This is a genomic window from Crocosphaera sp. UHCC 0190, from assembly GCF_034932065.1.
Taxonomy (GTDB): Bacteria; Cyanobacteriota; Cyanobacteriia; order Cyanobacteriales; family Microcystaceae; genus UHCC-0190.
In genome coordinates this window covers 325,482-338,626 of record NZ_JAYGHP010000003.1, presented here as the reverse complement: position 1 = coordinate 338,626, position 13,145 = coordinate 325,482, and the positions used below count along the sequence as shown (strand labels likewise).

The 13,145-nt window shown below is 39.4% G+C and carries 11 protein-coding genes; 5 read left to right on the top strand and 6 right to left on the bottom strand.

Annotated features, from left to right (window positions below; genetic code table 11):
* Position 1: 1 nt before the first annotated feature.
* Entirely contained in the window at positions 2–1,753 is a 1,752-nt protein-coding gene (gene menD, locus VB715_RS07235) for a 2-succinyl-5-enolpyruvyl-6-hydroxy-3-cyclohexene-1-carboxylic-acid synthase (RefSeq protein ID WP_323300515.1), read from the bottom strand.
* A 122-nt stretch (positions 1,754–1,875) separates the two neighbouring features.
* Positions 1,876–2,448 (bottom strand): DUF3124 domain-containing protein, encoded by a 573-nt coding sequence (locus VB715_RS07230; RefSeq protein ID WP_323300514.1) that lies wholly within the window; start codon positions 2,446–2,448, stop codon positions 1,876–1,878.
* Positions 2,449–2,581: 133 nt separating this feature from the next.
* Here VB715_RS07230 and VB715_RS07225 point away from each other — a divergent pair, with 133 nt between their 5' ends.
* Genes VB715_RS07225 through VB715_RS07215 form a run of 3 tightly spaced genes read left to right on the top strand, consistent with a single transcriptional unit; the run spans position 2,582 to position 7,016 of the window.
* Positions 2,582–4,501 carry a chromosome segregation ATPase gene (locus tag VB715_RS07225; RefSeq protein ID WP_323300513.1) on the top strand — a complete coding sequence of 640 codons (1,920 nt, stop codon included), beginning with the start codon at positions 2,582–2,584 and terminating at the stop codon, positions 4,499–4,501.
* A 38-nt stretch (positions 4,502–4,539) separates the two neighbouring features.
* A complete protein-coding gene (gene cobJ / locus VB715_RS07220; protein ID WP_323300512.1) occupies positions 4,540–6,399 on the top strand; it encodes a precorrin-3B C(17)-methyltransferase in 1,860 nt (619 codons plus the stop codon).
* Between the two features lie 41 nt (positions 6,400–6,440).
* Positions 6,441–7,016 carry a Uma2 family endonuclease gene (locus tag VB715_RS07215; protein ID WP_323300511.1) on the top strand — a complete coding sequence of 192 codons (576 nt, stop codon included), beginning with the start codon at positions 6,441–6,443 and terminating at the stop codon, positions 7,014–7,016.
* Positions 7,017–7,141: 125 nt separating this feature from the next.
* Here VB715_RS07215 and der read toward each other — a convergent pair whose 3' ends face one another.
* Positions 7,142–8,500 carry a ribosome biogenesis GTPase Der gene (der, locus tag VB715_RS07210; protein WP_323300510.1) on the bottom strand — a complete coding sequence of 453 codons (1,359 nt, stop codon included), beginning with the start codon at positions 8,498–8,500 and terminating at the stop codon, positions 7,142–7,144.
* 239 nt (positions 8,501–8,739) lie between these two features.
* Here der and VB715_RS07205 point away from each other — a divergent pair, with 239 nt between their 5' ends.
* Both VB715_RS07205 and VB715_RS07200 read left to right on the top strand, forming a co-directional pair.
* Positions 8,740–8,937, top strand: coding sequence for a hypothetical protein (locus tag VB715_RS07205; RefSeq protein ID WP_323290345.1), 198 nt, complete (start codon positions 8,740–8,742; stop codon positions 8,935–8,937).
* A 173-nt stretch (positions 8,938–9,110) separates the two neighbouring features.
* Positions 9,111–9,305, top strand: a complete 195-nt coding sequence (locus tag VB715_RS07200; RefSeq protein ID WP_323300509.1) for a DUF29 family protein — start codon at positions 9,111–9,113, stop codon at positions 9,303–9,305.
* Between the two features lie 144 nt (positions 9,306–9,449).
* Here VB715_RS07200 and VB715_RS07195 read toward each other — a convergent pair whose 3' ends face one another.
* The 3 genes from VB715_RS07195 to VB715_RS07185 all read right to left on the bottom strand — a co-directional run bounded on the left by VB715_RS07195 (position 9,450) and on the right by VB715_RS07185 (position 13,138).
* Positions 9,450–11,396, bottom strand: a complete 1,947-nt coding sequence (locus tag VB715_RS07195) for an NACHT domain-containing protein (RefSeq protein ID WP_323300508.1) — start codon at positions 11,394–11,396, stop codon at positions 9,450–9,452.
* 17 nt (positions 11,397–11,413) lie between these two features.
* Complete coding sequence (locus VB715_RS07190) at positions 11,414–11,791, bottom strand: hypothetical protein (RefSeq protein WP_323300507.1); 378 nt, start codon at positions 11,789–11,791, stop codon at positions 11,414–11,416.
* Between the two features lie 84 nt (positions 11,792–11,875).
* Positions 11,876–13,138: a glutamate-5-semialdehyde dehydrogenase gene (locus VB715_RS07185; RefSeq protein WP_323300506.1), complete on the bottom strand. Its 1,263-nt coding sequence runs from the start codon at positions 13,136–13,138 to the stop codon at positions 11,876–11,878.
* Between the last annotated feature and the right edge of the window lie 7 nt (positions 13,139–13,145).

Here is a 13,145-nt window from a genome sequence, read left to right as displayed (position 1 = left end):
ATTACTTATTACTTAATTTAGTCAACTGACTTAAATTATTTTTTAGCCAAAAAGCATCTTTTTTTCGATCTGTTTGTAATTCTAACATACGAATTCCCGTCGATGGCAAAGGATTCAATAAAGCCTTTAATTGCTGCCAATTTTTAAGCAAAATATGTTCAATCTTATAGGTTTGACAAAGTTGATAAAAATCTATGTTTTGAGGCGTTGTAAAATAATCTTCAAATAAGGCCTCATCTTGAGAAATTGGTAACATTTCAAAAATCCCACCCCCATTATTATTAACCAAAATAATTGTTAAATGTCCTTGAAATTTCTGACTAATTAAAAAGCCATTTGTATCATGTAAAAGAGCTAAATCTCCTGTAATCAAAATACTACTTTTAGCATGATGAGCGATTCCTAAAGCAGTTGATAAAGTGCCATCAATACCATTAGCACCTCGACTAAAATAAGGCATGATTTGATGATCATTTGGCATCCAAAAAAATTCCGCATATCGCACTGACATACTATTAGCAATAAACAAGGGTGTCTCTTCAGGTAAAACCTGAGAAACTAACCACATAATCTTACTTTCTGATAATTCATTCATCTTCTCAAAAGTTACTTTTATCTCTTGGCTAATATCTTTATTAGCTGATTCCCACTGCGTTAAATAAGATAAATTATTTCTAGTATTATCTTCAAAAAATTCTAAGTTTAAATCTTCAACAGCAACCCGAATATAATGGGTTTTATGATGAAGAGGATCAATATTTTCGGGACGACTATCAATCACCCAATATTGGGGCTGAATTTTTTCTAACCAGCTTCTTAATTCTTTACTGGTAGGCAATTCTCCAACTTGAATAATTACATCAGGAACTAAATTTTCTGCTAATTCAGCATTCCGTAAAATCAGGTCATAGGTAGTAATTAAATGAGGATTAATCTTAGCATAATTTCTCAGGGGTGATAAAGCTTCTGCTAATACAGGATAATGTAAAATTTTGGAGAGTTTAGCAATTTGTTGGCAATAAAAATTAGGATTAATAGAACTAGCAACTCCTGCAATAATAAGTCCTTTAGGAAAGGATAACCATTTTGATAAATAATTATTAATAAAAAAAACACCGTTTAACTTGTGATTTCCTAATTCAATATTTGAAAAAAAATCTTTAAAATTAACCTGAGAAAGTATCCCCTCTATTTCTGGTTTAATAATCGGTGCTAAAGGTTCACGAAATGGGCAGTTTAGATGCACAACACCCCCAAAAGGAAATAGACAACTATCCCAAGCAGTCACTATATTTTGTCTAAGATAACGTAACATTTCTATCTCAAAAGATGGCAAGGACAATTCCGTGTAAAAATTACAATAATTACCATATAATTTAACTTGATCAATAGTTTGTCCTGCATGACAATTTCGTAATTCTGGGGGACGATCTGCTGTTAAGATTAACAGAGGAACCCTACTTTCTTTAGCTTCAATCACAGCAGGATAAAAATTTGCTCCAGCCGTCCCAGAAGTACAAATTAAAGCGACAGGAATCTGAGAACGTTTCGCAATTCCCAAGGCAAAAAAACCAGCCGATCTCTCATCTAAAATAGGGATAGCTTCAATGTTAGGATGATTAGCAAAAGCAACGGTTAAAGGAGTAGACCGAGAACCAGGACAAACCACAGCAGTATTCAACCCTAAACGGGCTAAATTTTCAACTAAAATAGAACACCATAACGTATTAATATTCCGAAAATCAAGCTGCATTCTTTCAGTTTTATCCTAACAATATACCATTATATAACGTCTATGTTAATATTTACAAATTAGCTCTGTCATTGTTGTTAAAAGAGTCCACTCGGAGTAACAATTTTAACATAAGAAAATGATCACTTTTCCTGAACATATTGCTTAAGCACTCTACCAGGACTAATAAAAGAAATCCCCTGAGCCGAGGCCGTACTAATCATTACTGCTTCGATGATAGGTTCAGATACCCTGTTTTGCGCCACCCATTCAACGATAAAATTTGCCCCTGAACCACCAGTAACATCATTTCCAGCAATAAAAACCTCTGTAGATGCCAAAGACTTCAATTCCACAGGATTCTCTAGATACTGCTTAATTAATTGACCATTAGTGTCGTAATAACTTATCGCTTTAATAATAATGGGGTTAAGCCGATCTGTATTGCGAATACTGAGAGTAGCGGCTAAATTGATGACATTATCCTGACGATTGATGTGATAGATATGGGAGTAGATAGGGACATAAATAGTTTGCCCCTGGATAATTTTGATTTTATCTACCGTGACGGCTTTAAGTTGGGCGGTAGGATTTGTCGGAGCTTGCGGCCTAGGGGATAGAGGTTGGGGTGAGCAGGATGTCAAAATAATGATGGCGATCGCCCAATTCACTAAAAAATGCCATTGTTTCTCAAAGGTCAAAACTTTTTTCTTCATTTTTACGCTACATTATGCTTAAATGATCCCGTTGAATTTGCGTCATTAACAAAAATTAGGCATAATCATCATCGGGAACATTGAAAACCTGTGTGGATGATGAGGAACTGAGACTTATGGAGTCTCTAACATTATGGATCACTCAACCAATCAATCGGCTCCAACCTCTAAGCTAGACTTTCTACAGAAGATTTACCTCTCAGCCGGTCAAATCTCTTGGCAGATGTGGGCTATCGGTCTAATTCTTGTATCGGGAACTGTGGGCTTTACCGCCACATCAATGTTGCTAAAACTGCCAAAATCTCCCCAATGTGTACGAATATTTTGGCCGATCGCCTCAGCCTCCATGCGGATTTATTGCGCTCAAATGGAAGCAGAGCAAGGGACGGTAGATAGTTACCTGAGAGCCATTAATTTAGTTGAGGCTTTACCGGAAGATCATCCCCTACGCAAAGAAATTAACCGCAATGTCGAAGAATGGGCCGTGGCCATTCTAGATATGGCTGAAGAAGAATTTCAAAAAGGAAAACTAGAAGCTGCCATCAAAACTGCCCGTCGTATACCCGATTACGTTCAAGTGTATCAGGTGGTAGAGGAACGAATCGAAAAGTGGCGCAGCGTTTGGCGTGAGGGAGAAGATATTTTTGCTCAAGTGGAAAAGGAACTGCGGGAGTCTAATTGGAATCTGGCCTTTAGAGAAGCCGTAAAACTCCTCAGCTTGTCGAATAAATACTGGGCCAGCACCAAATATGATGAAACGGTGAAACAGATCCAATTAGCCCAAGAAGATAGCAGTCAACTCGATAGTGCTTATCAAATTTTACGTCGGGGAGGACTCGATAATTGGTTAAAGGCGATCGCTGATGCCGAAAAAATTCCTCAAACAAGTTACGCTCATCAAGAAGCTCAAAAGTTGATCGCAAGTGCCAAAGAGAAAATAGTCGATTATGTAGATGAATTAATTGATGATCGCCGTTGGGACACCCTGTCAGATGTGGTTAACCGTCTCCCTGATAGCCTCCCCTTACAAGAGGAAATCAGTGACTGGAAAATCTTTGCCAGTGCAGGAATGGACGCGCAAACCGGAACCACAGACAGTTTACAAGTGGCCATTACGGCGGTTCAAGAAATTAAGGCAGATCGTCCCCTCCATCAAAAAGCCCAAGATTTGATCGGCCGTTGGAAACTGGAAATTGAAGATGTGGCCCATCTCCAAGAAGCCCGAAATTTAGCCACAGGGGGCAGTATTGATGATCTTAATGCGGCGATCGCCTCGGCGGAGTTAATTCCATCCAATAACCCCCGCTATCAAGAAGCTCGTCAGGAAATTGGACAATGGACAAATACCATTCAACTGACGGAAGACCAACCCATTTTAGATCAGGCGCGAGATTTAGCCAGGGGGGGTGATGTTTCTGAATTACGACAAGCCATTAACCAAGCCCAATTAATTGGGCCCAACCGCGCTCTTTCGGGTGAAGCGCAAGAAGATATTCAACGTTGGCGGGCTAGTATTCAACGTCAAGAAGATCAACCAATTCTTGATCAGGCTAACTCCTTGGGTAACGTGGGAGAGTATGACGCAGCTATTCAAGCGGCGCAACGAATTAACCGAGGCCGGGTACTTTATACGGAAGCTCAAACTAAGATCGACCAATGGCGCAAAGAAACTCGCGCTCAACGAGATCTCCAAGAAGCCTATTTGATCGCCCAAGGAAAAACCCCTCAAGCCTTGGTGTCAGCCATTTCTGTGGTGCGGAAAATTCCCTCTTCAACGGATGTGAGTTCTCAAGGACAACAGGCCCTTAACCGTTGGAGTTATCAACTATTATCTATGGCCCAAGACATGGCAAATCGTTCTTTATTACTACAGGCGATTGATTTGGCTAAAATGATTCCTGGGGATAGTGCAGCCTATAGTTCGGCCCAAGCTCAGCTTGAGATTTGGAAGAAACTATTACAACCCCCTAGCCCACCGTCAATTCACCCATCTCCTTCTAGTGAGGTTAACCCACTGATGGAAACCAATTATGCTGAGCCAAGAAGCAATTAATATCCTTTCCCCAAAGTCAAAAGTCAGCAGTGCTATAGATGTCTCTTTTTGATGCTTTTTATCCCATTGGGGCGATCGCTGTTACTCCCCAAGGTGTTCAGTTGTTACAGCCCCTTTGTCAACCAATGGGGGCTACTCTTTATGGCCCTGATTCCTTGGCTTTAAATGATCAGACGATTTTCGCGTATCAAGGTTCCCTGAAAGATCATATTGCTGCAATTTGGTCAGAAAACCGCGCTTTGATCTTTTGTTTGGCAACGGGGGCGGTTGTTCGTTTGATTGCCCCTTTATTGCAGGATAAAGCCTCTGATCCGGCAATTATTGTCATTGATCCTCAAGGTCAATATGTGATTAGTTTATCTGGTGGCCATCAGGGAGGGGCTGATTCCTTAACTCAATTAATTGCCCAACAACTCAATGCAACCCCCATTATTACAGGAGCATCTCACAGTTTAAGTTTGCCTGGTATTGATATTCTAGGGCTACCTTTTGGCTGGCGTAAAGGGCCAGGAGATTGGACAGGGGTCAGTCATGCTATTGCCTGTCAAAAAAAGGTTCAGGTGATACAAGAAGGGGGTTCTACCTTATGGCAAGACCATTTACCTCAAAATCATCCTTTCTATTTCGGGCTCCCTGAAATTGATGAAAATATTGCCCCAGAAGCTCGGATTTGGATCAGTCCAACTAAACGCCGTTTTGCTGATGAGTCGGCTCTGGCCAAGGTGCAATGGTATCCCCGTGTCTTATGGGTGGGTATTGGGTGCATTCGGGGAACTTCTCAACAATTGATTGAAACAGCTATTGATGAGGTTTGTCAAAGCTATCATTTAGCGACAGAAGCGATCGCCGCACTTGCCACGATTGATCTTAAAGCAGATGAGGTGGGAATTGTTCAATATTGTCAGGATAAAGAATTACCTTTATTGACCTATCCTGCTGATGTTTTAAACAGTGTCAATGTTCCTAACCCTTCGGATATTGTTAAGCAAGAAGTGGGGACTGCTAGTGTGGCAGAAGCTTCTGCTATTTATGGGGCTAATTCTTGGTTAAATAATCATAATTCTTCTCTTATTGTTCCGAAACAAATCATTAAATCTGATAATGAAGCTGTTACCATTGCCATTGCTCAAAGCAGTTTAGAATATACGGGAAGAAAGGGACAATTATATTTAGTAGGAATGGGGCCAGGGAGTTTAGATCAAATTACTCCTGCTGCTAAAACTGCCATTACCCAAGCAGATGCGATTATTGGTTATTCTTTGTATGTAGACTTAATTAAATCCTTACAAAGATCAGGGCAAATTGTTGAATCTTTACCCATTACCCAAGAAAGAAAACGCGCCCAACGAGCCATAGAATTAGCAAGATGGGGGTTAACAGTTACCGTAATTTCATCAGGAGATTGTGGTATTTATGGAATGGCAGGATTAGTCTTAGAAGAGTTACAAATTCAAGGATGGGATGGTAAGAATCCTAGTATTGAAGTGTTTCCTGGAATTACTGCCTTACAAGCAGCAGCAGCTAGGGTAGGAACTCCTTTGATGCACGATTTTTGTGCCATTAGTTTAAGTGATTTATTAACGCCTTGGGAAGTCATAGAAAAGCGATTGGAAGCAGCAGCAAAGGCGGATTTTGTTACCGCTATTTATAATCCGCGATCGCAAACTAGAACCCAACAAATTATTACTACTCAAACTATCTTTTTAAACTATCGTGATCCCCAAACTCCCGTAGCTTTAGTTCGTTGTGCTTATCGTCAAGATGAAGAAATTACCTTGACTAATTTAGCAGAAATGTTGAATTATTCTATTGATATGTTAACTACTGTTTTGATTGGAAATAGTAGCACTCTTCATTATCAAAATTGGATGATTACACCAAGGGGATATTTAAGCTAATCCGTTTTTTACTCATATCGTTTCAACACTAAGCATACAGTATGATTGCTAATTCTGATAACCTTAATCTAACACCTGATGAATATCTTTCCTTTGAAGAAAAAAGCGATATTAAACACGAATATCGACAAGGAGAAATCTATGCAATGGCAGGTGCAAGTAATAATCATGTTTTAATTACTGTCAATATGGCAACCCTTTTAAGAAATCATTTACGGGGAAAAGGATGTTTAACGTATATTTCTGATACAAAGGTCAGAATTGACCCTCTGAATACTTATTATTATCCTGATATTACAGTCAGTTGTGATGAAAGAGATCGAAATTTAACCCAATATATCTGTTATCCTTGTTTAATTATTGAAGTTTTATCTGACAGTACAGAAGCCTTTGATAGAGGAGATAAATTTGCAGATTATCGTCAATTACAATCTTTACAAGAATATGTTTTAATTAGTCAAAAAACCAAACGAATTGACACTTTTTTAATAAATGAACAGGGACAATGGATGTTATCCTCTCATGATGAAAATGATCCCTTGATTTTAAAGACTATTAACTTTTCGTGCTTAGTTTCAGAAATTTATGAAGATATTACCTTTCAGTCTGTTTCCTGAACTTTAAGCAAATGGTAGAACAAAATAAATCCGCAAAAATTTGTAGGGACGGGTTGTTAAAAGCAGCTTATAGTTTCCACAAATAAGTTGAATAAACCCGCCATACCTAATGATTTTATAGGGAATCAAACTTTAGTTGCACGATTCACCGTTTGTTCAAGATCACGAACCTTTTTACCTCGCCATAAAAAACGAATTGGAGTTCCAGGAAAGCCAATTTGTTGACGAAATTGACCCTCAATATAGCGTCGATAATTATCATTAAAACGCTTCGGATCATTAACAAATAAAGCAATAGTTGGGGGTTGACTAGAAACCTGGGTTCCATAATAAATTTTACCCTGTTTTCCCTGTCTTGTCGTAGGGGGAGAATGCCATTTAGCAGCTTCTTGTAAGACTTCATTAATTACAGAAGTGGTCACACGGCGACGATGTTCTGTAACCGCAGTATCAACACAATTGAAAATTTTCTCAACCCGTTGTCCTGTCATCGCACTCACAAAAATCATCTCGGCCCATTCCATAAAATAAAGACGAGACAAAACCGTTTTTTGATAATCATAAATGGTGTAAGAATCTTTATCTACTGCATCCCATTTATTGATAACAATAATTGCCGCCCTTCCCTCATCAATAACCCTATCAGCTAATTTAAGATCTTGCTCAGTTACTCCATCAATAGCATCAATTACTAATAACACCACATCTGACCGACGAATGGCTTTAAATGCTCGATTAATACTGAAAAATTCTGCCCCGTACTCCACATTTTTCTTGCGCCTAATTCCGGCAGTATCAATCAATCGATAGGTTTTTTCACCCCGTTCAACCACCGTATCAATAGCATCCCTAGTTGTCCCAGAAATGGGGCTAACAATGGCTCTATTTTCTCCTAAAAAGGCATTCAAAAGGCTCGATTTGCCCACATTAGGACGACCAATAATCGCCACATTAATTTCCTCATAATCTGGGAGTTCTTCAGGAGAGGGTAAATGGGTAATTAATTCATCTAAAAGTTCCCCTGTTCCGTTACCATGAATGCCGGAAACTGCATAAGGTTCCCCTAACCCTAATTCCCAAAATTGTGCCGCTTGGATTAATCCTTGTTCGGGAGATTCACATTTATTTACTGCTAATAATACAGGAACTTTTTGCTGCCGTAACCAGTCCGTAATTTCGTAATCTCCAGCAGTGGGCCCAGTCTGTCCGTCTACAACAAAAATAGCGGCACTAGCTTCATTTAATGCGGCCATGGCCTGTTCCCGAATCAGGGGGAGAAACTCTGTATCATCATCAAAGACTAATCCCCCTGTGTCTACTACTTGGAAGTCTCGATCGCCCCAAAATGCCGGCCGATAAGTGCGATCGCGGGTGATTCCTGGTTCATCATGGACGATCGCCTGTTGGTCTTTAGCTAAACGGTTAACCAAAGTCGATTTACCGACGTTGGGCCGCCCAATAATGGCAACAATAGGTAATGGCATAAGATTTAACTCTATATAAGTTTGAAGAGAGATAATTTTGCTTGATCTTCTATCATAACGATTTTTTTTGATAATGGTTTCATTGATCCCTGACCTGGAAGTGATCCCGAAATATTTGTTAAGTTTTATAATTTATTCAGTTTTCTGTAACATTTGCTACAGAATTTCATGTTATATATAGTATTGAGGGTAAAACAAACCACATAAAAAACCACCATAAGCAATCGGAGACTCAGATTATGTCTACTCAACAACAAGCAAGAGCTTTAATGATGCGTCACCACCAAATGATTAAAAATCGTCAGCAGTCGATGTTAGAACGTGCTGCGTCTGAAATTGGTGTGGATGTGGAAAAAGATTATTGGACAACGATTCAAGGAAAACCTCAGTCAAGTTTTCGGACTTCCTATGATCGCTCTGGTGCTACCATGAGTTAGTATTAGTTGTTACCTAAAACTGGGTTTTTGAGTTGTCAATTTTACTAAAATCGAATACATTGCAGTACCAACTATTATAGGGTGTTCTTCATCGGAAGAACACCTGATTTTGAAGTTAGAAATGCTATGATAAATTAAGTCTTTAAAACAAGAGAATATCATGAAACAATTATATGAACAGGATTTTAATAGCTCATGTACTTAAATTAATTTTTCAAAAAGATGCCCCTGATTCTATGAAAGCAAGTTGGTATAGTTCAATCACAGAAAATCGTTTTAGGGTGCAACAAGATTTATTAGCAAATCCTTCTTTTAAAAGTTATTTAGATGAAGCCTTAAGTAAGGCATATAATGATGGAGAAAATTAGCGATTAAAGAAGGACAAAAGGCAAGTTTTGGCATTCGTAAACCCTTAATAAATGAGTATCCCCTTGATTGTCCTTTTACGGTAGAACAGTTATTAGATGAAGATTTTTATGGTAATTGAAGCAATCACCCACCATTATTAAATCTTACTCCATGCGGGCAAAATGTTCTAGCAACATCCGATGGACAAAGATGTAACCACCCCCAACTTTTTGCAGAAAAATGCGCTCATTAGCGTAGTTAAGGAAATGAGGTAAATTAATAGGAATAAAACCTTTAATCCAGAGGATAAGTCGTAAGCTGAAGTGTTGGATAACGGCTATTCCACCTCCGAAAAGTAGCCCTAAAATTAATCCCCAAGTTATTATAGAAGTATTAGATTTTACGCCTGGAGGAAAAAAATTAAGAATAATCAGGCTTAAAATCACCCAACAAACGAATACGATGATAACTGAATTACCAGCCGATCTCCAAATGCCTTGGTTGGGGATAGTTTTTGTCTCTATTTCTGAGCCTTTCAACCCATGAATTAACCCTATAATCAGACCTAAAATTAATCCTAAAACTAAACTAGCAATTATGTTTTGTGCAGTAGGTCCGTCCATACAGGTTAGAAGACACCATGCTGTCGCAAATGGGGATAAAACTACGCTCCAAATCAGTCCTTGTCTTAAGCCCTCAAGGAGATCTTTTCTTGTTTTTTTCCAAGGCCATGTCAAGGTTTCAAACGTTTTTATTTCTGATTTTCCCCATCCGAAATACCCGAATAAAACTAGGCCCCAGGCAAAGGAATTCAATATTAATACATTGAAATGATTGATTTTTTTATTATCTAAATCTAAAGCCCTACCGAAAGACAAGATCAATCCAATAACCACTATCCCCATCAAAATAGTTCCAAATCGGTAAAGTATATTTTGAACATTACTCTGTAACCAAGTCGGCTGCATTTGCTCAATTAAAAAAACAGATTGAGAGACTTGAGACATTCGTTGCGCCAGCCAAGTTAACCATTGTATCGTCCGCTGTTTTGGGTATTTTTGATTAGTTCTCTTACGCTTAAACATTCGCTCAATATAAGCATTGAACAGGTGTTGACGGCGTACTTCTAAAGAGCCTGTTTGAGGTAGTTCTTCTAAGCTTTTGCTGTGATAGGCTAGGGTAATAATATTAAGGGTAAGCGGGGATTTCGCTAGTTCTTGCAGTTCGGTATCTTCGGTTAGTAGGGTCTTGACTGCTTCTAATTGTTCACCAGCACTATCCAAATATTGGTTAACTTGCTCAGGAGTCAAAGAGCGAATATAGATTGCGCCTCGCAATTGCAGACGGTTAGAAAGGATTTCATAATCTGCAATGCGACTACAGACCACCATTTCAGTCTGTCCATACTTTTGCGTAAATTGGTTGATAGCTTCGACACAAGCTTCTCGTCGATTAGCCTTTACCTCGTCTAAACCATCTAGTAACAATATCAGTTGTTGATTTTCAACCCAGTCTTTACCCAGTGCTTTGGGAACTTGGTATTTGCTCGAAAGTTCCTCTACAAGCCAATCCGCTATGGTTTGTTGCTTACTTCCCCAAGAAGATAAATTAAACACCACTGGAATCAGACGACTCAAATCCGTTTCAGCACGAGTAATCAAATTCTGTGCTAGTTTCAGGAGAGTTATGGTTTTCCCTGCCCCTGGTTCCCCCAAAATCAACAGAGTCCGACCTTCTCCTATTTGATGGAAGACATCAGTTGCGTCTGTTCCTGTGGGCAAAATTTGCCTAGACGCTTCTGGCAGTTCCTCGAAGCCACTAAATGGACGTTCTACTGCATCGGTTCGCTTTTCCAAACCGAGTTCAATCATTGCCTTGGTATGCAATGACTTGTTTAAAACCCCTTCAATCCAATATTCTTTGACCTTACTGAGTAAAACAGTCCTCTGGCGGTATTCCACCTGAGTTAAGGATTGCCCTGTATCGGATGTTGGCCCACTAATCAACTCAGATACTTGATATATGAAGTTTTGAGTGACAGTTCCATTATTTTCCTGGATAAACCCCTGAACCTTACCACCAGAGATGTTGACAAAATTATCACTACTCATTTTTTAAGCACCCTTTATTAACTAAAATTTTGAGTGATTGTTCCCGTATTTTGCTGTGTCAAACCCTGAACTGTACCCCCAGAAATTTTAACGTTAAACTTGCCTTCTGCTGCTTCTTGAGGCTTTAATTGTTCCAGTAATTTTTGAGCGGCTTTAATAATTTCTTCGTCTTGATCAGCCCCAACCTCAGTTAATTCGTCTTCTAAGAGAGCTTTCGTTTTTTCGGGTTTCTGTTCGTACTTATCGAGAATAGTTGCTGAATCCGATTTACCTTGGCTCTCAAACTTACGTTTAATCAAAGCTTTCAAACCATTGTAGGCATCTTGAGCCACATCACCAGCCGTTTTTGCCCCACCAGCCACCAATGCCGAAAGAATAATAGAAACAGGGTCCATAAACTCATCCTAAAATTTTTCGATTCTATGCTACATATTTTCTAGCATCAACACAACCGAAGTTTAGGACTTTAAGAAAATGAGCTAAAACTTCCCATTTCCTTGAACCACCTGTTTAAGTGTCGTAAATGTCTCCAAAGAAATCAACCCCCGATGATGACCTTTTTGATTAGAAACCCCTAAAAATAAAGACTCACCATGCTTGGGATAGCGATCAAAACGGGGGGAAGTATTAATATACACTAAAGCACTATCAACTTCATTCGCAAAGTGACGACTTTCTGGATAAGAATCTGTCACCAAACAATCAGCATGACCACTACTATATTGATTCATCCAAGTAATTCCCTCAGATAAGTCATTTACTACCTTAAAAGCAATAATTCTATCTAAATAAGGGGTACTCCATTCCGAAGATTTAGCGGCAATTAAATAATCAGGAAACTCTGCTGATAACTCCGCATCGCCCCGTAATTGAAAGCCCTTTTCTCGTAAAACATTAAACAATCTCACTAAAATTGAGGGGTTTTGAGAAGGACTAATTAACACTTTTTCAATGGCATTTACGGGATCGGGTTCACTAGCATGACTATCTAAGATGACCCACCTTACCATATCTAAATCTACCGTCGGCGACCAATATAAATAACAATTGCCCATGGCTGACTTTAACACCGGGGCCGTGGCCAACTGCGTCACCTGATCTACCAAACTCGGACGGCCATAGGGAATAACCAAACTCAAATATTGATGCTGCGTCACTAAATCTTGAATTGAAGACCCCTGTTCCCCCGAAAGTACCTCTAAACACCCAATGGGGAGTTGAGCCTCTTTAAGAGCCTCTTGCAGAATCTCAGCAATCACCTGATTAGAATGGGTCGATGAACCACATCCCCTTAAAATTAAACTGTTACCCGTTTTTAAGCAAAATCCGGCAGTTATTGCTCCTAATTCGGGAAAGGTTTCGTATACTAAAGCAATCACTCCCAAGGGCATCAATTGGCAATAGGTTCCTGCCGTACTGATCCGATAGGGAGCATTAAACACCTGTTGAATGGGATCGGGGAGATCTGCTAAATAGTCTAGAATCTTCACCGTGTTACTTAACCGTTCTGGGGTTAATTTTAGCCACTCAATCAGGATCTCTGGTACGGCCATTTCTCGACTCATTTCCAAGTCTAGGGTATTAGCTTCGAGAATGGCATCAAACCTCTGACTTAATCCCTTGGCCATGGCTTTAATGCCTTGGCTGCGATCATGACTATCGGTGGTTTCCAGTGCCAGATAAGCATTGTAAGCCCGTTGAACGGATGTTAGCAGCAAGTTGGGAGAGCTTTCTAGGGTCATAGATTTT